This is a genomic window from Pseudomonas sp. LjRoot71 (genome assembly GCF_964253255.1).
Taxonomy (GTDB): domain Bacteria; phylum Pseudomonadota; class Gammaproteobacteria; order Pseudomonadales; family Pseudomonadaceae; genus Aquipseudomonas.
Genome location: NZ_CAXURA020000001.1, coordinates 135,202 through 155,699 on the forward strand (window position 1 = coordinate 135,202; position 20,498 = coordinate 155,699).

Consider the following 20,498-nt stretch of genomic DNA (forward strand, 5'->3'; position numbering starts at 1 on the left):
TCAGCTCAGTATAGACGGCCCACTCCAGACGCCAGGCCATCCGCGCGCGAGGTGCGTACGAGCACGTTCAGCGGGGTTTACGACCCTGCAGGCGGGCCAGCAGGCTTGAGGTGTCCCAGCGTCCGCCGCCCATGCTCTGTACATCGGCATAGAACTGATCGACCAGCGCCGTCACTGGCAACTGCGCGCCATTGCTACGCGCTTCATCCAGCAGGATCGACAGGTCTTTGCGCATCCAGTCCACGGCAAAACCATGCTCGAACTCGCCGGCCAGCATGGTCTTGTGACGGTTCTCCAGCTGCCAGGACTGCGCAGCACCCTTGCCGATCACTTCCATGGCGCCATGAGCATCAAGGCCTGCGCACTGGGCAAAATGCAGGGCTTCGGACAAACCCTGGACCAGGCCGGCAATGCAAATCTGATTGACCATTTTGGTCAATTGACCACTGCCGGCCTCTCCCATCAGACGCGTCATCCGGGCATAGGGCTGCAGCACCGGCTCGGCCTTGGCGTAGGTGGCCTCTGCACCGCCGACCATGATGGTCAGTACACCGTTCTGTGCACCGGCCTGACCGCCGGAAACCGGCGCATCGAGAAAGCCCAGCCCCAGTTGGCTGGCCTGTGCGGCAAGTTCACGCGCCACGTGGGCCGACGCGGTGGTGTGATCAACCAGCACGGCACCCACTTGCATGCCAGCAAAGGCACCATCGGCTCCCAGCACCACGCCACGCAGGTCATCGTCATTGCCAACACAGACCATTACAAACTCAGCGTCAGCAGCGGCCTCACGCGGGGTCGGCGCATGGCTACCGGAATATTCCTCCACCCACTGCGCCGCCTTGCCGGCGGTGCGGTTATACACACACACCTGATGGCCAGCACGCGCCAGATGCCCCGCCATCGGGTAGCCCATCACCCCCAGCCCGATAAACGCCACCTTTGCCATGCCCACACCTCTACGCTGATTCAATTACCGCTCGTACCGCCTAACGCCGCATTACGCGCCGCTCAGCCCCTAGGCTGCAAGCATGCCCGCCACCTGCGGCCAATACCAGTACAGCCAAAGGGCAAAACTGTATGGATACAGCCGACAGGCAGGCTTTACCTGCAGCCGAATCCGCTTCCATACTCGCCACAGGCAAAGGAGGGCTTATGCAGCATTGGCTGGTAATTGACCTGGAAGCCACCACCGAAGACGGTGGCTGGCCAGTCGCAGAAATGGAAATCATTGAAATCGGGGCCAGCCTGGTCACCCGCGACGGCCACGAGGTCGAGCACTTTCAGCGCTTTGTCCGCCCTACCCGGCGTCCGCATCTGACGCACTTCTGCCGTCAGCTGACCCAGATCAGCCAAGCCGATGTCGATACGGCCGCTCCGCTTTCAGTGGTCTGGGCACAGTTCGAGCGCTGGTTGCAGAGTCATCAGGCACAACTGGCCGGTTGGGCCAGTTGGGGCGACTATGACCGCCGTCAGTTCGAACAGGAATGGCTGGCACATGGGCTGAACAGTTACCTGAGCCAGATCCCCCATATCAACCTGAAGAAACGCTTTGCCGAGGCCCGCCAACTGGCCAAGCCAATTGGCCTGAAGATGGCCCTCAACCTCGCGGGCTTGGCCTTCCAGGGTCAACAGCACCGCGCCCTCACCGATGCGCGCAATACCGCCCGGCTGCTGCCACTGGTTTTGCCTGTGCAAAGCAGATGACGAAGAAAAATCGCTTGGGCATACTGGCGGGCCTTTTTCCATGGCCTGCCGCAACTGGCAGCCAGCGCTTTTAATCCCCTTCTCGAGGAACTGCAGATGTTCAAGGTCAATGAATACTTCGACGGCACCGTCAAATCCATCGCCTTCGGCATGGCTGAAGGCCCGGCCACCATTGGCGTGATGGCTGCAGGCGAGTACGAATTTGGCACCAACCAGCTGGAAATCATGCACGTAGTGGCCGGTGCCCTGACCGTGAAACTGCCAGGCAGCGATAACTGGGAAACCTTCGCCGGCGGTAGCCAGTTCACCGTACCGGCCAACAGCAAGTTCCAGCTCAAGGTCGCCGTAGATACCGCCTACCTGTGCGAATACCGCTAAGTCCCGGCCAGGTGCCTGAAAGCCGGCCTCAGTGGCCGGCTTTTTTATTAACGAACAAAAAACCAAGGAACAGCCATGCCGCGCTCAACGCAATTCTCTCTGGTGATCCTGCCGATCCTGTTGCTACTGATCGCCATGACCTCGATCCAGAGCGGCGCGTCCCTGGCCAAAGGACTGTTTCCGGAAATTGGCGCCAGCGGCACCACGGCCCTGCGTTTGAGCCTCGGCGCGCTGATTCTGTGCATTCTGATGCGCCCGTGGCAGGCCAAGCTGACGCTAAAGTCCAGCCGTTCGCTGCTGGCTTACGGGTTGTCACTGGGCGGCATGAACCTGCTGTTCTACCTCTCGCTGAAAACCATTCCACTGGGCATTGCCGTGGCCCTGGAATTCACCGGCCCATTGGGCCTGGCGCTGTTGTCGTCACGCCGCCTGGTGGATTTCGTCTGGATTGCCCTGGCGGTGTTCGGCCTCTGGCTGCTGTTGCCAACAGCCCAGAGCGACGTGCCGCTGGACCCCGTCGGCATGGCCCTGGCCCTGGCGGCCGGCCTATGTTGGGCGCTGTATATCGTCTTCGGGCAGAAGGCTGGTGCCGAACACGGCAAGCAGACCGTAGCCCTCGGCACCATAGTCGCGGCGCTGCTGGTGTTCCCGATTGGCCTGTGGCAAGCCGGCAGCGGTCTGTTCTCCGTGGATCTGTTGCCCATCGCCCTCGGCGTCGCCGTGTTGTCCTCGGCCCTGCCCTACAGCCTGGAAATGGTCGCTCTGACCCGCCTGCCGGCGCGCACCTTCAGCATCCTGATGAGCATGGAGCCGGCGATTGCCGCGCTCTCCGGCCTGTTGTTTCTCAGCGAGCGCCTGACCCTCAGTCAATGGCTGGCGATCAGCGCCATCATCCTTGCCTCGGCCGGTGCAGCGGCGACGATCAAACCGAAAGCCAAGCCGCTTTAAATTCCCCAACATGCGGCTCTGGTGGGAGGGGCTTTAGCCGCGACGAAGCAACACAGCAGCATCCCTGCTCGCGGCTAAAGCCCCTTCCACACAGTCAGTTGGCAGCTTCGGCCTCGTTACTGAACTGCAACTCGGCCAGGCGCGCATACAGCGGGCTGCTGCTGACCAACTCGCTGTGCGTGCCGATGGCCGCCAGCTTGCCATGCTCGATCACTGCGATGCGGTCAGCGCTTTTTACCGTAGCCAGGCGGTGGGCAATCACCAGGGTGGTGCGCCCCTCCATCAGCGGCGGCAAGGCTTGCTGAATCAGATGCTCGCTCTCGGCGTCCAGGGCACTGGTGGCCTCATCGAGCAGCAGAATCGGCGCATCCACCAACAGCGCACGAGCAATCGCCAGGCGCTGGCGTTGACCACCGGAAAGTCCCAATCCGGCATCACCGAGGTGAGTCTGGTAACCATTTGGCAGTTTCATGATGAATTCGTGGGCATGGGCGGCCTTCGCCGCCGCTTCGACCTCAGCCAGGCTGGCATCGGTACGCCCATAGCGAATGTTGTCCTCCACTGAGCCGAAGAACAGCGCCGGGTTCTGCGACACCAAGGCAAAGCTGCTGCGCAGTTCACGCGGATCAAGCTGCTGGATCGGCACGCCATCAATCAGGATGCGGCCCTGCTGCGGGTCGAAAAAGCGCAGCAGCAGATCAAACAGCGTGGACTTACCTGCACCAGACGGCCCGACCAGCGCCAGAGTTTCCCCGGCCGCAACCTGTAGATCGATGCCGTCCACGGCAAAACTGCCAGGGCGTGACGGGTAGGCAAAACGCAGCCCTTGTAGCTCGATACGCCCCTGCACCGGCTGGGCCAGATGCACGGCATCAGAAGTCGGCGGGGTGATTTCATTACGTGCCTGCAGCAGCTCGGCAATACGCTCGGCGGCGCCGGCAGCCCGTTGCAGCTCACCGATTACCTCGCTCAGGGTGCCGAAGGCCGAGCCGACGATCAGGCTATAGAACACGAACGCCGCCAGCTCACCGCCGGAAATTCGCCTGGCGATCACGTCCATACCGCCCACCCAGAGCATCACCCCCACCGCGCCGAGCACCAGCACGATCACCACAGTAATCAGCCAGGCGCGCTGAGCGATGCGCTGGCGCGCGGTATCGAAAGCCGCCTCGGCAGACAGACCGAAGCGACGCTTGTCCTCATTCTGGTGGTTGTAGGCCTGCACGGTCTTGATCTGTCCCAGCACCTCACCGACATAGCTGCCAACATCCGCCACCCGGTCCTGGCTCTGCCGCGACAATGCGCGTACGCGGCGGCCGAAGATCAGGATCGGCGCGACCACCAGCGGCAGCGCCATCAGCACAATGCCGCTGAGTTTGGCGTTAGTCACCACCAGCAGCACGCTGCCACCCACCAGCATGATCAGGTTGCGCAGCGCCATCGACAGCGACGAGCCGATCACCGACTGCAGCAGTGTGGTATCGGCAGTCAGGCGCGACTGAATCTCCGAACTGCGGTTGCTCTCATAGAAGCCCGGGTGCAGTTCGATCAGGTGGTTGAACACGCGCTTGCGGATATCGGCGACAAACCGCTCGCCGATCCACGACACCAGGTAGAACCGGGTAAAGGTGCCGATGGCCAGCGCCAACACCAGTACGAAAAACAGCCCGATCGACTGCTGCAACGCCGCCGGCGACTGGGTCGCCAGACCCTGATCGACCAGCAGCTTGATGCCCTGGCCCATGGACAGGGTGATGGCGGCGGTAAACAGCAGCGCCAGCAAGGCCCCAAATACGCGACCGCGATACGGCGCAATAAAGCGCCAAGCCATACGCAGAGCATTGCGCTGACGGGAAGACAGGATCGAAAGCATGCAGGCTCGCTGGGGCGCTGGCGCCCGTTAATGAGGAGGCGATTGCGGCGTTTCCGCCCGCCAAGCCACCCAACACAGCGCCAAAGCGGCGAGATTGGTCGACAGCGGATTGAACGCCTGCAGCAGTAGATGGGGACTCACTAGCGCCACATCAAGCAGCAAACCAATCAACAGCACGCCGGCCAACAGCAAAGGCCAGCGCTGACGCCGCCACAGCAGCAACAAACCGAGAATGATTTCCACCAGCCCGGCAATGCGCGCCACCCATTCGGGAGCCGGCAGGTTATGCGCCTGGATCATCGCCAGCTCATCGGGGCTTAGCCAGAAGATTTTCGGCACCAGGCCGTGCCAGATAAACACCAGCGCCAAGGCGATACGCGCGCCCCAGGCGATCTGCGATAAACGCGGCTCAGTCATGTAAAAAGCGCCGGGCATGATCAGCGCTGGGCAACAAACAGCTGTCGTAGCGACCGAACAGCCGGTAGCGATTGAGCGCAATTCGGTCATAACACCAGTCGCGTAGAGGCCTTGGAATAACGCGCAGCCAAGCCAGCCAGCGCCATGGACCGGGCAATTGCGCAACGATGCGCAGCACCGCGTCCGAACGCAGCAGCATCTGGTCATTTTCGATCAAGGCCATGGTATCAAAGCGCTCAGTGGGCAAACCGCCCCAAGCCAGTAGCGCCTGGCCCTCAGCCGACTGCACCGAGGCCAGGCGAAAGCGCTGCTCGACATCATGACGAATCAGAAACTTCGCCCAGCCGTTGCACAGTTTGCATACGCCATCGAACAGCACCACGCGCTCGCCGGACTGGATAAAAGGTGCAGACATGCGCAACTCCTCTGTGCAGCCCTCAGGCCTCGGGAATACGGTAATGGCCGGTAATCTTGAAGCGAAAGAGGATGTCTTCTTCCTGGGTGCCGCGACCAATATTGTGCAGCACCAACGGTACATCGCCGCCGGTCTGGCGGTCGCTGATAATGCCAATATGCGTCAGGCCTCCACCTAGATCCCAGGTGACGATATCGCCCGGGTGATAGCCCTCGACATCTTGACCAAGCGGCAGCGCCCAGCCCTGGCGCTTGAACCAGGTCATCAGGTTCGGCACGCGGCGATGATCAATATTGCTGTCGGGCCGGCTTAGCCCCCAGCTCTTTGGATACAGGCGAAAATTCGCGCGCATGTCCTGATGCACCGCCTGCTGCAAATCCAGGCCCTGCTGACGCAGGGCGCGAATCACCACATCGGTACACACGCCGGTATTCAGGGGTACATCGCCGTTGGGGTAACTCAGGCGGCGGTAAGCCGGGTCATAGGTGAGCGTCACGCCGACCTGCTGCCTTGCAGCCAGCACCAGTTTGTCCGCCTCGATGGCCTGCGCAGCAAAGGCCAGCAGCCAGATCAACAACCCACTCACAACCCGCATCGCGACCTCCTATCGACTCAGGGGATACAGCAGTTCTTCCTTATAACCGGCCCACACACGTACGGCATCGGGGAAAGCATCGTCCAGCGCGACATCGCCGCTGTCGACCAGCAGCGGCCGACCCTCCAGCGTACCGAGCTTACGCTTGGTGGCGACCACCCGCAGATTATCCAGGCCAATGGCGCGCAGCACCCGTGGGCTGATCTGCTGGTTGCCGCGACCGATAATATGACCCTGGCCACCAATCGCAGTCACCAGCAGCCGCGCCGGATGGCCATAAATTAGCTCGAACAGCTGCGCCTCGGTCACATCGCTGGCCAGCAGTTGGCCATTCTCGATCACATCGACGCCGAGCAAGGTGGTCTGCATGCCGAGGTTCTGCGCCAGGCCATGCAGGGTCGAACCAGGGCCGAAGACGTAGCGTACACCGGCTTCCCAGCTGTCCTGCAGCCAGTCGGCCAGGTCAATCAGTACCAGCTCTTCAGATTCGACGCCGCCCTGCTTGACCTGCTGCACATAACCGCCTTCCTGCGGCACGGTCAGTTCGCCATACCAGCGCGCCGTCACCCGACCTTCACGCAGGGCGCTTTCTTCGATATCGCGCACTTCCCCGCTGCTCAAGCGTACCAGGCCGCCCTCAACCAGCCGTGCGGTCAACTCACCGGCTGCGCGCGGGCTGATGGCATAGACTCCTGACTGGATCTTCACTCCAGCCGGAATGCCCAACACCGGCTGGCCTTCACGAACGGCGGCGCAGATATCTCGCGCCGTGCCATCGCCGCCGGCAAACAGAATCAGCGCCACGCCAGCATCCTGTAGCAGTTCGACAGCCTGGCGGGTGTCCGCAGCGCTGCTCGGGCCTGCGCCCAGCTCGCCAACCACGCGGTGGGCAAAGCCCATCTCAGCCAGAAGATCAGCACCCATGGCACCGGGAAAGGTGACGAATTCCAGGCGCTCGCGCAGCGGTAGCAGCACCTCAAGCGCCGTTTGCGTCCGTAGCGCCGCTTTAGCTTCAACACCCAAAGCCAGGGCCTGCTCGGCCATGCCATCACTGCCCTTGAACCCCGCTGGGCCGCCCAGCCCGGCCAAGGGGTTGATGATCAAGCCGATGTGGAAAAGACCCATAACACCCTCTGATTCAATACCTGCCTGCTCAATACCTGCTGGCCTGGCACGTTGCCTGCTATGACTGATTAGCCCTGTGTCTTGCGGCGGTTTTCTGCCGTCGCAGTCATAGCGCCTTCATCTAACACTCATAAAATCGCGCTAACCGATGAGGAGACCAGCCATGCACAGCCAACAACAGAATTCGCAGAAAGCTACAACAATGCCCATTGGTGGCTTTGTCATTGACGCCCAGGGCCGCGAGATTCCGATCACCGAAGAGATGATCCAACAGGCCTGCAACGCGCTGGAAAAAGCCCAGCAGCAAACCACCAAACGTAAGTAAGTTTCCCGCCAGGGCAGCATCGCTGCCCTTCGCTACAGCTGATTCAACCTCGCACCCAACGCCTGCACCAGGCTCACCAGCACCGGCGCATGCCCCTTCACGGCAACCTGCAAGCCGTCGATTTCCCGGCGCATCGGATAATGCTTGCGCAACCCGTCAAATGCCGCACGCCGGGTAGCGGCATCACCCTGCAGGCTGCGGCGAAAATCCGCATCGTCGCGGCGCGGGTCGTAGACCGCGCGGCAGATGTTGGCCAGGGCCCAGGCCGGATCGGCGCTGGAATCGATAGTCAGCTCACTCAGCCAGGCGGCAGGCATCAGTTGTTGCGGTTCAACGCTGGGCGCAACGCCCAGGTGCTGACACAGCGCCTGATAGATCTGCGCCGTGCCGCGTAGCTTGCCGTCGAGGCTGTAGCCGGCGATATGCGGGGTGGCGATACGGCACAGCGCAGCCAGCTCAACATCAGCCTGCGGTTCACCTTCCCAGACATCCAGTACCACTTGCAGATCGTTACGCTGCGCCAGTAATTCACGCAATGCCTGGTTATCCACTACCGCGCCGCGGCTGGCGTTGATCAACCAGCTGCCCGGTTTGAGCGCAGCCAGGCGGGCGCTATTAAACAGATGATGAGTAGCATATTCACCCAGACGCTCCAGCGGCGTATGCAGGCTGATCACGTCACATTCATCCAGCACCTGCTGCAAGCTGACGAAATCACCGCCCTCGGCAGCCTGGCGCGGCGGATCGCACACCAGCACGCGCCAGCCCAGACCGCGCAGCACCTTGAGCAAGCGGCTGCCGACCTGCCCCGCGCCGACTACCCCATAGGTGCGGCTAGTCAGATCGACACCCTGTTGCTCGGCCAATACCAGCAAACTGCCCAGCACATAGTCGACCACGCCACGGGCATTACAGCCCGGCGCGCTGGCCCAGGTGATGCCGGCTTGCTGGAAGTAGTCGAGATCCAGATGATCGGTGCCGATGGTGCAGGTGCCGACAAACTTCACCGCCGAACCGTCGAGAAGCGTGCGATCGACCTGGGTCACCGAACGCACCAGCAGCAGGTCGGCATCGGCGACGGCCGCCGCATCAATGCCACGACCTGGCAAGCGGCGAATCTCGCCAAAGCCGGCGAAGAACTCGTCAAGCAGGGGGATATTTTCGTCGGCAACGATGCGCATAGAGGGTCTGTTCCCGTGCTCCAAAAATCAGGTCGGCATTCTAACCTGCCAGCACCGCTTGGCTACGCTGAGTCGTGTAATGCGCCCATCGCACTGAAACATCGCAAAGCAAGGTTTCCTGACCAGACCGTCAAGGCGTAGACTGCACGGTTTCCTGATATACAGCCGGATACACCTCAATGCTTGCCCAATCCCGCCTGCAACGCGTCAGCACCGAGTTCTACAGCCTGCTGAAGCTCGCAACGCCGATCATCATTGCCCAATTGGCCAACACCGCCATGGGCTTCGTCGATACCGTGATGGCCGGCCGGGTCAGCCCACGCGACCTGGCGGCAGTGGCACTGGGCAACTCGATCTGGGTACCGTTGTTTCTATTGATGACCGGCATCCTGCTGGCCACCACGCCGAAAGTCGCGCAACGCTTTGGCGCGGGTGCACACGGCGAAATCGGCCCGCTGGTGCGCCAGGCCCTGTGGCTGGCGCTGGCGGTGGGCGGCAGCGCCGCGGCCTTGCTGTGGAACGCCGAAATCATCCTGACCCTGATGAACGTCGATCCTGGCCTGATCGAACCGGCCATGGGCTATCTGCGCGGCGTAGCCTGCGGCTTTCCGGCTGTGGCGCTGTACCACGTGCTGCGCTGCTTCAGCGACGGCCTCGGCCACACCCGGCCGAGCATGATCCTCGGGCTCGGCGGCCTGGCGCTGAACATTCCGCTCAATTACATCTTTATCTACGGCAAGCTCGGCGTACCGGCCATGGGCGGCGTGGGCTGCGGCTGGGCCACCGGCCTGGTGATGATCTGCATGTTCCTGGGCATGCTCTGGTGGGTGAAATGGGCACCGTTCTACCAGCCGAGCAAAGTTTTCAGCCACTTCGAATGGCCGCAGTGGTCGGTGCTCAAACGCCTGCTCGCGGTGGGCCTGCCGATTGGCATTGCGGTGTTTGCCGAGTCGAGCATCTTCGCCGTGATCGCCCTGCTGATCGGCGGCCTGGGCGCTACCGTGGTGGCCGGGCACCAGATCGCCCTGAATTTCAGCTCTATGGTGTTTATGATTCCCTACTCGCTGGGCATGGCCGCCACCGTGCGCGTTGGCCAGGCGCTGGGCCGTGGCGAGCCGCGTGAGGCGCGCTTTGCCGCCGGGGTGAGCATGGCCGCCGCACTGGGCTACGCCTGCCTGTCGGCCAGCCTGATGCTACTGTTGCGTGAGCAGATTGCACAGATCTACACCCCCGACCCGGCGGTGATTCTGGTGGCCACCACCCTGCTGGTGTATTCGGCGCTGTTCCAGTTCTCCGACGCCATTCAGGTAACGGCTGCCGGCGCGCTGCGCGGCTATCAGGACACCCGCGTGACCATGATCCTGACCCTGTTCGCCTATTGGGGCATCGGCCTGCCGGTGGGTTATATCCTGGGCTTGACCGACTGGTTCGGCGAGCCCAGCGGCCCCAGCGGGCTCTGGCAAGGCCTGGTAGTGGGTTTGACCTGCGCGGGCGGCATGCTTGCGATACGCCTGGCCGGCAGCGCGCGCAAGCGCATCCGCATGGCCAGCTAGCACTTAATCCGGGTGGCAGGGATGCGCCGCCAGCGCGGCCCAGTAGGCCTCGGGCAACCATTCACGCCCTGCCAGCAGATGCGCCAGGTAGTCGGCACTGGGTAACAGGCCGGCCTGACGAAACGCCGGGTTGGCGATGTACACCCAGGCGGCCTGGACACCGGCAACCGTGACAATCGGCATGCGTTCGCGGCTGTAATAGACCGGCGTACCTTCGAAGTGATCCAGCTTGGCGATTTCGTCAGCGCCCTGCAGGCGATACAGCACGCCCTCCACCACGCCATCGCGCTGATAACGGATATTGGCGTAGGCGCGCCCCGGCGCACGATCGGCGGCGCGCTTGTCAAAGCACAGGCCGTAACCTGGCAAACGCCCCGGCAACACCTCGCTCACACACAAGCCGCGGGCCTGCATGCGCGCAGGGTTCATGTTCGAGCCGTAAGCGAAGTACCAGTCCATCAATCGGCTTTCTTGCGAATCAGGTACAGGTAGGTCGCGCCGTCTTCGGCCTGTTCCACCAGCTCATGGCCGAGAAACACGCAGAACTTGGGGATATCGCGACGGGTCGAGGGGTCGGTGGCAATCACCTTGAGCAGGCCGCCGGCCGGCAGATCGCGCACCTTGTTGTGCAGCATCATCACCGGCTCCGGGCAGTTCAGCCCGGTGGCGTCGAGGGTGTCATCGGGAATCGCAGGGGTTTGCAAAGACATCGGCAGGCTCCAGTAGCAGGCCGCCATTCTCGCGCAAAGCTGACCCCGAGGTCATCTAGTGCTGCTGGAAAACTGCTGAGTGCCATTGCTGCGGCCATTGCAGCCGCAGCAGGCCAGGTAGCGAAAGGGTTATTTACCTAACCGGCGCAGGTGACACGTCACTTCTTCGCGGTCGTGATAGAGCTGCTTACAGGCGATCGACACTTTGATCTTGCGCGCGGCAAAGCCGTCTTGCAGACGTTCCAGCAGGCGGCGCACCTCAGCATAACGCTGCTTCATCGGCAACTTGAGGTTGACCACCGCCTCACGGCAATGGCCGTCACCGATCCAGATTTCCACCATCGCCGCGGTGCGCGCCGGCTTTTCCACAATATCGCAGACCATCCAGTCCACCGGTTGCTTGGGCGTCCAGGTAAAACCATCGACCATCAGGTGGTTGACCAGGCCGGTGTCCATAAGGCTTTCGGCCATCGGTCCATTGTCGATGGCGGTCACCAGCATGCCGCGCTTGACCAGCTGATAGGTCCAGCCGCCGGGTGCCGCACCCAGGTCAACCCCGGTCATCTCATCGGACAGGCGCTCATCCCACTGCTCGCGGGGAATAAAGGTGTGCCAGGCCTCTTCCAGCTTGAGGGTCGAACGGCTCGGCGCTTCGCGGGGGAATTTCAGCCGCGGAATGCCCATGGGCCAGAGCGCCGAGTTATTTGCCTCGGCCATGCCGACAAACACCTCGCGGCCGCTCTTGAAGGTCAGCAGCAGACGCGGCTTGTGTGCATCTTCAACCAGCCTGCCGGCCTTGCTCAGGGCCTTGCGCAGCGGCGCTTCGAACTTCTTGCAGAAATTCGACAGCTCTTTGCCGTCGTTGCTGTCCAGCACTTCCAGCCACAGGCTGCCGAACACCGGCGCATCCGCCAGATGGGCCAGCAGCACGCTGATGCGATCCGTTTCCGGCAGTTCGACAAACGCTCCGCGTGCCCACTGCCGCGGGAAAATCAGCTGGGTGAAACGCACCCCGCGCATCAGCCGCTCGGCACCGTTGGCTTCGCTGCAGATAAATTCGGCGCAGGCGGTGTTCGGCTTGGCCTTGGCATAGCCCGCCACATTCAACAGCGCAGCATGTTCGGCGATTTCCGCACACACTTCGTTTTCAAAACCCGGACGGCAGTGCAACAGCAAGCTATTCATCGATCAGTCTCCTCAAGGCGCGCATCATAGCCGACTGGCTCTGTTGCCGTTTGTTTCCTCAGCGGTTACGTGACCATGCGTACTTCGCCTCATTCACAACCTTCGGGTTAGACTGCCAGCACTGCGTCAGGCCGCTATGGCCTACCAACCGACCATCCGCTCGCACCAAGATCTTCAGGCCACGACTTTTGTCTCTATCGGGCACGCCCAAGTTCGCGAGCTAAACTTCTGCGACAAACAGCCGAAGTACCGATAACGCTTAAAGGAATAAAACTCACCATGCGCAATAACCAACCTATTACTCAACGTGAGCGCACATTCCCCGCGCAGCAGCGGCTGATTTCCACCACCGACCTCAAAGGCCAGATCACCTATTGCAATGACGCCTTTGTCGATATCAGCGGCTTCACCCGTGATGAACTGATTCGCGCGCCGCACAACCTGGTGCGCCATCCCGATGTACCGCCAGCGGTGTTCCAACATATGTGGGACACCCTTAAGAAAGGCCGGCCGTGGATGGGCATCGTCAAGAACCGCTGCAAGAACGGCGACCACTATTGGGTCAACGCCTACGTCACCCCGGTGACTGAAAGCAATCAAGTGATCGGCTACGAGTCCGTGCGGGTCAAACCGACTGCCGAACAGGTACGCCGCGCCGAAGCGCTGTACCAGCGCATCAACAGCGGTAAATCAGCGATTCCCGGCAGTGACCGCTGGCTGCCAATCGTGCAGGACTGGTTGCCATTTATTCTGGTCAGCCAGATCGGTTTCCTCATCGGTGCTTGGCTCGACTCCAGCTGGGGCTTTGCCCTGGCGGCGGCGCTATCGGTGCCGCTCGGCCTGGCCGGTTTGAACTGGCAGCAACGCGGTCTCAAACGTCTGCTGCGCCTGGCGGATCAGACCACCTCTGATCCCCTGATCGCGCAGATGTACACCGACAGCCGTGGTGCTCAGGGCCGCCTGGAAATGTCCATCCTCAGCCAGGAAGCGCGCCTGAAAACCTGCCTGACTCGCCTGCAAGACACCGCTGAACAGCTGACCCTGCAAGCCAAGCAGGCTGACACCCTGGCGCACAACAGCTCAGCCGGGCTTGAGCGGCAGCGCAACGAAACCGATCAGGTGGCTACCGCCATCAACGAGATGGCCGCCACCACTCTGGAGGTGGCCAGCAACGTGGCGCGCACTGCCATCGCCACTCAGGATGCCAACCGCCTGACCAGCGCCGGCCGCAGCATTGCCAGCGAAACCCGCCAGGCCATTCAGCGTCTGTCGCAGTCCGTCGGCGATACCGGTGAAACGGTGACTCGCCTGGCTCAGGACAGCACTGAAATCGGCGGCGTGGTCGATGTGATCAAAGGCATTGCCGACCAAACCAACCTGCTCGCCCTCAACGCCGCCATCGAAGCGGCGCGTGCAGGGGAAATGGGCCGTGGTTTTGCCGTGGTGGCCGATGAAGTGCGCTCGCTGGCGCAGCGTACCGCCGAATCCACCGGGCAGATCCATCAGCTGATCGCCAAACTGCAACGCACCGCCGAAGAAGCAGTACTGACCATGGAAATCGGTCGCAAGCAGGCCGACGAAGGGGTTGAACGTGTACAGCAGGCCGATGAGGCTCTGGCCGGTATCAGCGACGCGGTGGCCAATATCACCGATATGGCCAACCAGATTGCGGCAGCCGCCGAAGAGCAAAGTGCGGTGGCCGATGAGGTCAACCGCAGCATCACCACCATCGCCCACCTGGCCGACCAGACCGCAGGCGAAGCGCATGACACCGCCCTGCTCAGCGAAGCCCTGACGGCCACCGCCAACGGTCAGTACGCACTGGTCGAGCGCTTCAACCGCTAACAGCCCACTCGCAAGATCGTGAACAGGTTCTAGACCACGAAGGCGCACTGCCCTGCAGTGCGCGGCCCTCCCCGTCGTTACAAATTCTCGTAACGGTTCATATCCAGCACGCCGGCTTCCACCGGTTCGGTCTGCTGGATATACGCCGACATATCGTGGAAATAGCGCCAGAACTCTGGGTGCGTACGGCGAATGCCCCAGCGCTCGACAACCTTCTCAAACGCCGACTGATCACGCGCTTGCTCCAGCGCTGCAACGAAGTCTGCCACCTGCTCTGCCGGGATATTGAAGATAAAGTTCGGGTAGCTGCTGAGCACACCGGGATAGACCGTCAGGGTATCCAGCGCCGGCTGATAACGCAGTTCCTCGCCCAGCATAAAGGCCACATTGCTGTGCGCACGGTTGCGCAGCAGGCTGTAAACCTCGCGCGGTCCATCAGCCAGCTGCACACGCAACAAGGTGGCTTCCGGCAACTGGCTGATCACCTTGAGTGTGCCTCCCGGCTTGCCGCTCAAACGGCTCAGGGATTGCTCGGCACGCTGTAGCTCGGCGGTTATGCCGGAGCGATGGCAATGCGCTCCGGTGCAGCGGTTGATCGGATCAGGTCGCGCATTCAGGCTGCCATAACGCTCCAGCAGGGTTTCGACAAAGCTGCGTTTAGGATCACCTGCGGCCAAGCGCAGCGCACTCGGGCTGTCACTGTCGATGGCCTGATAGTCCAGCCAGATTTTCAGCTTGCCGCTGTTTTGATACCAATCATCCAGATAACTCTTGCGTGACTCGGCCGGCATCAGACGCAGGAAGTTGACCTCGGCACCATTGCGAATCAGGTCGAAGTACAGGCGGGTCTGCGCTTGGTGCGAAACGTTGCCAAACACATCGAAGTTCACCACCAGTTGGTAATAAGTGCGCTCCAGCAGTGGGTAATCCATCCACCAGAGGGTTTGCGGCACTTCACCAATCAGCCCTTTGCGCACGGAGGCACTGTCGTGCTGGCGGAAGATCGACAGCAAGGCGTTGTCGTTGCCGGCCCAGATATGCGACCAGCTAGGTGCGGGGGCATCGGCATAACGCTGCATACGCAGCGCTTCATAGGCATTGCGTTTGTCCCGGTAGCTGCGCCACAGGCCCGGCAGATCGGTGATGCCATCAAGCTGACCGGGCATGGCCAATAACGCGGTGGCCTGCTCGCGGTACTCGGGGTCGGTGATATAGAGGTCATGCTGCGGGTCCTGGAACAGCGCCCAGAAGTTATCGCGAATCACATCCGTGGCAATCTGCCCCCGGCATACCGGGCCGCGAATAAAGGTACGCACGAAGTATTCGGCGTTATCCAGCATGAACTGATAACGCGCCTGGGCCGGAATCGCGGCAAAGGTCTCGAATGGATTGGCGCGGCGTTGCAGGCCATAACCGGGCACGGCGTCAGCCTGCCAGTCACTGGCAAAGAACAACTCTTTGACTCGCGCCAGCTTGGCCGCACTCAACCCGTAGGTGATGTGAGTCTTGTGCACAATCACCCCCTGCACCGGGATCAGCCGGTAATAGAACTCGGTGCCGGGGTCATCATTGGGTCGCCGCGTGGCGATGACATCCACTGGCTGGCCACTGGGCGTGCGCGAACGCACCATCTGGAAGAAGTGCCCCGGCTCGCCACCGGCAAAATGCAGGTGGGCGAGAAACAGGTGTTCGTAGAGCCAGCGCGACACCAGCGCCTCGCGGGCGCCGGGGGCGTTCATAAAGGCTTCCCAGGTGGCGACCTGCTGCGCCTCGGCGGCGCTGGCCTGCAGCGCCTGCTGATCCACCGGCGCGCCCTCGGCCAGCCAGCGCTGCAACGTCTGATAGTCCGCCTCGCTCAAGCCGGTAACAGCAAACGGCATGCCTGCCTGCGGATTCTTGCGGGCGAACTCGGCAAACTCCTGCGGTAACGGGCATTGGTTAGCCCGGTTGATGCTGATATCCAGCTGCGCCGGCAACTTGCTGTTGGCGACCAGCGGCTGCTGATGCCCCAGCTCCAGCATGCGTGCCATCAGAGCGGCCTGACTGCCCTGCGCCTCCAGCACCGAGGTAAAGCCCTTACGCCGCCAGGCCGCTTCATCATGCGCGTCGAGAAACAACCGCGTAGTGGCTTGAACTTGCGTGCGTGTGCCGTTATAGACCGCGATTTTGCTCGCCCCGCGCTCTGCACCTGCGGCGCTGCCCAGATTGAGTTGGCACGGCGCGTCATAGCAGGCATGGCAGGCCACGCAGTTCTTGGTAAAGATTGGCTGAACGTCGCGGCTGTAGGAAACCGGCTCCGCCGCCTGCAGCGAGCCGATGAACAATAAACACGCGCCAAGCAGTAAGCGGCAGAACATAAGCACATCCCTGAAAAGGCCAAGCGCCGATTCTAGCTAGCGTCAGGCAAGAATGGCGAATCAACAAACATGAGCAGGATTCATGTGAAAGCGCAGACCACTGCAAAAGCACGCAGCTTTGCTATCATCGCCGCCTTTGTTTCCGCTCCCCAGGTAGTTCCCCATGTCTGATCGCACCGCCCGCCTCCACGCTCTGCAGAAGGCTCTTTCCGAGCGCATCCTGATTCTCGACGGCGGCATGGGTACCATGATCCAGAGCTACAAGCTGGAGGAAGCCGATTACCGTGGCGAACGCTTTGCCGACTGGCCGCAGGATGTCAAAGGCAACAACGACCTGCTGATCTTGAGCCGCCCGGACGTGATCGGCGCCATCGAAAAAGCCTACCTGGATGCCGGCGCCGACATCCTCGAAACCAACACCTTCAACGCCACCCAGGTGTCGCAGGCCGACTACGGCATGGAAAGCCTGGTGTATGAGCTGAACGTAGAGGGTGCGCGCCTCGCCCGCAGTGTGGCCGATGCCAAAACCCTGGAAACGCCGGATCGTCCGCGTTTCGTCGCAGGTGTGCTGGGCCCAACCAGCCGCACCTGCTCGATTTCCCCGGATGTGAACAACCCTGGCTACCGCAACGTCACCTTCGACGAACTGGTGGAAAACTACGTGGAAGCCACCCGCGGCCTGATCGAAGGCGGCGCGGACATGATCCTGATCGAAACCATCTTCGACACCCTTAACGCCAAGGCGGCGATCTTCGCCGTGCAGGAAGTCTTCGAGCAGCAAGGCTTCGAGCTGCCGATCATGATTTCCGGCACCATCACTGACGCCTCCGGCCGCACCCTGTCCGGGCAGACCACCGAAGCCTTCTGGAACTCGGTGCGGCACGCCAAGCCGATTTCCGTGGGCTTGAACTGCGCCCTTGGTGCCAGTGACCTGCGCCCGTACCTGGAAGAGCTGGCCAACAAGGCTGACACCTTTGTCTCCGCGCACCCCAACGCCGGTCTGCCGAATGCCTTTGGTGAATACGACGAAACCCCCGCGGAAATGGCCGTGGTGGTGGAAGAGTTTGCCGCCTCGGGCTTTTTGAACATTGTCGGCGGCTGCTGCGGCACCACGCCGGCGCATATCCAAGCGATTGCCGAAGCGGTGAGCAAATACCCGCCGCGCGCCATCCCGGATATTCCCAAGGCCTGTCGCCTGTCGGGTCTGGAGCCGTTCACCATCGACCGCAACTCGCTGTTTATCAACGTCGGCGAGCGCACCAATATCACCGGTTCGGCCAAGTTCGCCCGGCTGATCCGCGAGGACAACTACACCGAAGCCCTGGAAGTCGCCCTGCAGCAGGTGGAAGCCGGCGCCCAGGTGATCGACATCAACATGGACGAGGGCATGCTCGATTCGCAGAAGGCCATGGTCACCTTCCTGAATCTGATTGCCGGCGAACCGGACATCTCCCGCGTACCAATCATGATCGACTCCTCCAAGTGGGAGGTGATCGAAGCCGGCCTGAAATGCATCCAGGGCAAGGGCATCGTCAACTCGATCTCGATGAAGGAAGGTGTTGAGCAGTTCAAGCACCATGCCCGCCTGTGCAAACGCTATGGTGCAGCCGTGGTGGTCATGGCCTTCGACGAGGTCGGTCAGGCCGACACCGCCGCGCGCAAACGCGAGATCTGTCAGCGCAGCTACGACATTCTGGTCAACGAAGTGGGCTTCCCGCCGGAAGACATCATCTTCGACCCGAACATCTTCGCCGTGGCCACGGGCATCGAAGAACACAACAACTACGCGGTCGACTTTATTGAGGCCTGTGCCTATATCCGCGACCACCTGCCCCATGCATTGTCGAGCGGCGGCGTGTCCAACGTGTCGTTCTCCTTCCGCGGCAACAACCCGGTGCGTGAAGCGATTCACTCGGTGTTCTTGTACTACGCGATCCAGAACGGCCTGACCATGGGCATCGTCAACGCCGGCCAGCTGGAAATCTACGACGAGATACCCAAAGAGCTGCGCGACGCGGTGGAAGATGTGGTGCTCAACCGCAACGCCGGCGCCACCGAAGCGCTGCTGGCGATTGCCGACAATTACAAGGGCGATGGCAGCGTCAAGGAAGCGGAAACCGAAGAGTGGCGCACCTGGAGCGTGGTCGAGCGGCTCAAGCATGCGCTGGTCAAGGGCGTGACCACGCATATCGTTGAAGACACCGAAGAATGCCGCCAGCAATGCGCACGCCCCATCGAAGTGATTGAAGGCCCGCTGATGGCCGGCATGAACGTGGTCGGCGACCTGTTCGGCGCCGGCAAGATGTTCCTGCCGCAGGTGGTCAAATCCGCCCGCGTGATGAAGCAGGCCGTGGCCCACCTGATTCCGTTTATCGAGGCCGAAAAAGGCGACAAGCCGGAAGCCAAGGGCAAGATCCTTATGGCAACCGTAAAAGGCGATGTGCACGATATCGGCAAGAACATCGTCGGCGTAGTCTTGGGCTGTAACGGTTACGACATCGTCGACCTGGGCGTGATGGTGCCGGCGGAGAAGATTCTGCAGACGGCCATCGCCGAGAAGTGCGACATCATCGGCCTGTCCGGCCTGATCACCCCGTCGCTGGATGAAATGGTGCATGTCGCCCGCGAAATGCAGCGCCAGGATTTCCACCTGCCGCTGATGATCGGCGGCGCCACCACCTCGAAAGCCCACACCGCGGTGAAGATCGAGCCCAAATACCAGAACGATGCCGTGGTGTACGTCACCGACGCCTCGCGCGCTGTGGGCGTGGCCACTCAACTGCTGTCCAAAGAGCTGAAAGCAGACTTCGTTGAGCGCACCCGCCTGGACTACATCGAAGTGCGCGAGCGCACCGCCAATCGCAGTGCCCGCACCGAGCGTTTGAGCTACGCCAAGTCGGTAGAAAACAAACCCAAGTTCGACTGGACGAGCTATCAGCCGAGCGTGCCGACGTTCACCGGTGTGAAGGTGCTCGACAATATCGACCTGAATGTTCTGGCCGAGTACATCGACTGGACACCGTTCTTTATCTCCTGGGACCTAGCCGGCAAGTTTCCGCGCATCCTCACCGATGAAGTGGTCGGCGAAGCAGCGACAGCCTTGTATGCCGATGCTCAGGCCATGCTGAAAAAACTGATCGACGAAAAACTGATCAGCGCCCGTGCAGTGTTCGGTTTCTGGCCCGCCAACCAGGTGAATGATGACGACTTGGACGTCTACGCCGACAACGGCGAGAAGCTGGCCACTCTGCATCACCTGCGCCAACAGACCATCAAGCCGGACGGCAAGCCGAACTACTCCCTGGCCGACTTTGTTGCACCGAAAGACAGCGGCATCACCGACTATGTTGGCGGCTTTATCACCACCGCCGGTATCGGTGCCGAGGAAGTGGCCAAGGCCTATCAGGACGCCGGCGACGACTACAACTCGATCATGGTCAAAGCCCTGGCCGACCGCCTGGCCGAAGCCTGCGCCGAGTGGCTGCACAAAGAGGTACGTACCACTTATTGGGGTTATGAGCCGGACGAGCAGCTGTCCAACGAGGAACTGATCAAGGAAGCCTACAAAGGCATCCGCCCGGCACCTGGCTACCCGGCCTGCCCGGATCACACCGAGAAAAAGACCCTGTTTACCCTGCTCGACCCGGCGGCCGAGTTCAACAAGGCAGGTGCCAGCGGCGTGTTCCTTACCGAGCACTACGCCATGTTCCCGGCCGCAGCCGTATCCGGCTGGTACTTCGCCCACCCACAGGCGCAATACTTCGCCGTCGGCAAAATCGACAAGGACCAGGTGGAAAGCTACACCGCCCGGAAAAAGCAGGACTTGAACGTCAGCGAGCGCTGGTTGGCGCCCAACCTGGGCTATGACAACTAAGTAACACCCTCGC

18 protein-coding genes are annotated in these 20,498 nt (G+C 61.6%); 7 read left to right on the plus strand and 11 right to left on the minus strand.

Annotated elements, in window-relative coordinates; translation table 11 throughout:
• Positions 1-67: 67 nt before the first annotated feature.
• Complete coding sequence (locus tag ACSQ17_RS00600; RefSeq protein WP_436067146.1) at positions 68-946, minus strand: NAD(P)-dependent oxidoreductase; 879 nt, start codon at positions 944-946, stop codon at positions 68-70.
• Positions 947-1,152: 206 nt separating this feature from the next.
• Here ACSQ17_RS00600 and ACSQ17_RS00605 point away from each other — a divergent pair, with 206 nt between their 5' ends.
• The 3 genes from ACSQ17_RS00605 (at position 1,153) to rhtA (ending at position 3,030) form a co-directional block, all read left to right on the plus strand.
• Positions 1,153-1,704, plus strand: coding sequence for an exonuclease domain-containing protein (locus tag ACSQ17_RS00605; RefSeq protein WP_436067147.1), 552 nt, complete (start codon positions 1,153-1,155; stop codon positions 1,702-1,704).
• A gap of 96 nt (positions 1,705-1,800) precedes the next feature.
• Complete coding sequence (locus ACSQ17_RS00610; protein ID WP_436067148.1) at positions 1,801-2,082, plus strand: pyrimidine/purine nucleoside phosphorylase; 282 nt, start codon at positions 1,801-1,803, stop codon at positions 2,080-2,082.
• Positions 2,083-2,157: 75 nt separating this feature from the next.
• A complete protein-coding gene (gene rhtA, locus ACSQ17_RS00615; RefSeq protein ID WP_436067149.1) occupies positions 2,158-3,030 on the plus strand; it encodes a threonine/homoserine exporter RhtA in 873 nt (290 codons plus the stop codon).
• Positions 3,031-3,124: 94 nt separating this feature from the next.
• On the opposite strand, the gene ACSQ17_RS00620 is transcribed toward rhtA, so the two are convergent.
• Genes ACSQ17_RS00620 through ACSQ17_RS00640 form a run of 5 tightly spaced genes read right to left on the minus strand, consistent with a single transcriptional unit; the run spans position 3,125 to position 7,455 of the window.
• Positions 3,125-4,903, minus strand: coding sequence for an ABC transporter transmembrane domain-containing protein (locus ACSQ17_RS00620; RefSeq protein WP_436067150.1), 1,779 nt, complete (start codon positions 4,901-4,903; stop codon positions 3,125-3,127).
• 27 nt (positions 4,904-4,930) lie between these two features.
• On the minus strand, positions 4,931-5,320 hold the full coding sequence (locus ACSQ17_RS00625; protein ID WP_436067151.1) for a DoxX-like family protein: 390 nt from the start codon (positions 5,318-5,320) through the stop codon (positions 4,931-4,933).
• Positions 5,313-5,735, minus strand: a complete 423-nt coding sequence (locus ACSQ17_RS00630) for a thiol-disulfide oxidoreductase DCC family protein (protein WP_436067152.1) — start codon at positions 5,733-5,735, stop codon at positions 5,313-5,315. The genes ACSQ17_RS00625 and ACSQ17_RS00630 overlap by 8 nt, the downstream gene beginning before the upstream one ends.
• Before the next feature lie 22 nt (positions 5,736-5,757).
• Complete coding sequence (locus ACSQ17_RS00635; RefSeq protein WP_436067153.1) at positions 5,758-6,330, minus strand: DUF1287 domain-containing protein; 573 nt, start codon at positions 6,328-6,330, stop codon at positions 5,758-5,760.
• Positions 6,331-6,339: 9 nt separating this feature from the next.
• Complete coding sequence (locus tag ACSQ17_RS00640; protein WP_436067154.1) at positions 6,340-7,455, minus strand: ATP-NAD kinase family protein; 1,116 nt, start codon at positions 7,453-7,455, stop codon at positions 6,340-6,342.
• A gap of 148 nt (positions 7,456-7,603) precedes the next feature.
• On the opposite strand from ACSQ17_RS00640, the gene ACSQ17_RS00645 reads away from it, so the two are divergent.
• Entirely contained in the window at positions 7,604-7,780 is a 177-nt protein-coding gene (locus ACSQ17_RS00645; RefSeq protein WP_436067155.1) for a PA1571 family protein, read from the plus strand.
• A 32-nt stretch (positions 7,781-7,812) separates the two neighbouring features.
• Here ACSQ17_RS00645 and pdxB read toward each other — a convergent pair whose 3' ends face one another.
• The gene (pdxB, locus tag ACSQ17_RS00650; RefSeq protein ID WP_436067156.1) at positions 7,813-8,961 is read right to left on the minus strand and encodes a 4-phosphoerythronate dehydrogenase PdxB; all 1,149 of its coding nucleotides are present in this window, start codon (positions 8,959-8,961) and stop codon (positions 7,813-7,815) included.
• Between the two features lie 179 nt (positions 8,962-9,140).
• Between pdxB and ACSQ17_RS00655 the strand changes: the two genes are divergently transcribed.
• On the plus strand, positions 9,141-10,514 hold the full coding sequence (locus ACSQ17_RS00655) for an MATE family efflux transporter (protein WP_436067157.1): 1,374 nt from the start codon (positions 9,141-9,143) through the stop codon (positions 10,512-10,514).
• Between the two features lie 3 nt (positions 10,515-10,517).
• Here ACSQ17_RS00655 and ACSQ17_RS00660 read toward each other — a convergent pair whose 3' ends face one another.
• From ACSQ17_RS00660 to rlmM, 3 genes are all read right to left on the minus strand, one after another.
• Positions 10,518-10,973, minus strand: coding sequence for a gamma-glutamylcyclotransferase family protein (locus tag ACSQ17_RS00660; RefSeq protein WP_436067158.1), 456 nt, complete (start codon positions 10,971-10,973; stop codon positions 10,518-10,520).
• Positions 10,973-11,224, minus strand: coding sequence for a sulfurtransferase TusA (tusA, locus tag ACSQ17_RS00665; RefSeq protein ID WP_436067159.1), 252 nt, complete (start codon positions 11,222-11,224; stop codon positions 10,973-10,975). Before tusA ends, ACSQ17_RS00660 begins: the two co-directional genes overlap by 1 nt.
• A gap of 129 nt (positions 11,225-11,353) precedes the next feature.
• On the minus strand, positions 11,354-12,409 hold the full coding sequence (gene rlmM, locus ACSQ17_RS00670) for a 23S rRNA (cytidine(2498)-2'-O)-methyltransferase RlmM (protein ID WP_436067160.1): 1,056 nt from the start codon (positions 12,407-12,409) through the stop codon (positions 11,354-11,356).
• 279 nt (positions 12,410-12,688) lie between these two features.
• Here rlmM and ACSQ17_RS00675 point away from each other — a divergent pair, with 279 nt between their 5' ends.
• A complete protein-coding gene (locus ACSQ17_RS00675; protein ID WP_436067161.1) occupies positions 12,689-14,254 on the plus strand; it encodes a methyl-accepting chemotaxis protein in 1,566 nt (521 codons plus the stop codon).
• A 77-nt stretch (positions 14,255-14,331) separates the two neighbouring features.
• Here ACSQ17_RS00675 and ACSQ17_RS00680 read toward each other — a convergent pair whose 3' ends face one another.
• Positions 14,332-16,611 (minus strand): fatty acid cis/trans isomerase, encoded by a 2,280-nt coding sequence (locus ACSQ17_RS00680; RefSeq protein ID WP_436067162.1) that lies wholly within the window; start codon positions 16,609-16,611, stop codon positions 14,332-14,334.
• A gap of 163 nt (positions 16,612-16,774) precedes the next feature.
• Between ACSQ17_RS00680 and metH the strand changes: the two genes are divergently transcribed.
• Positions 16,775-20,485 carry a methionine synthase gene (gene metH, locus ACSQ17_RS00685; protein WP_436067163.1) on the plus strand — a complete coding sequence of 1,237 codons (3,711 nt, stop codon included), beginning with the start codon at positions 16,775-16,777 and terminating at the stop codon, positions 20,483-20,485.
• The last annotated feature ends 13 nt before the right edge of the window (positions 20,486-20,498 follow it).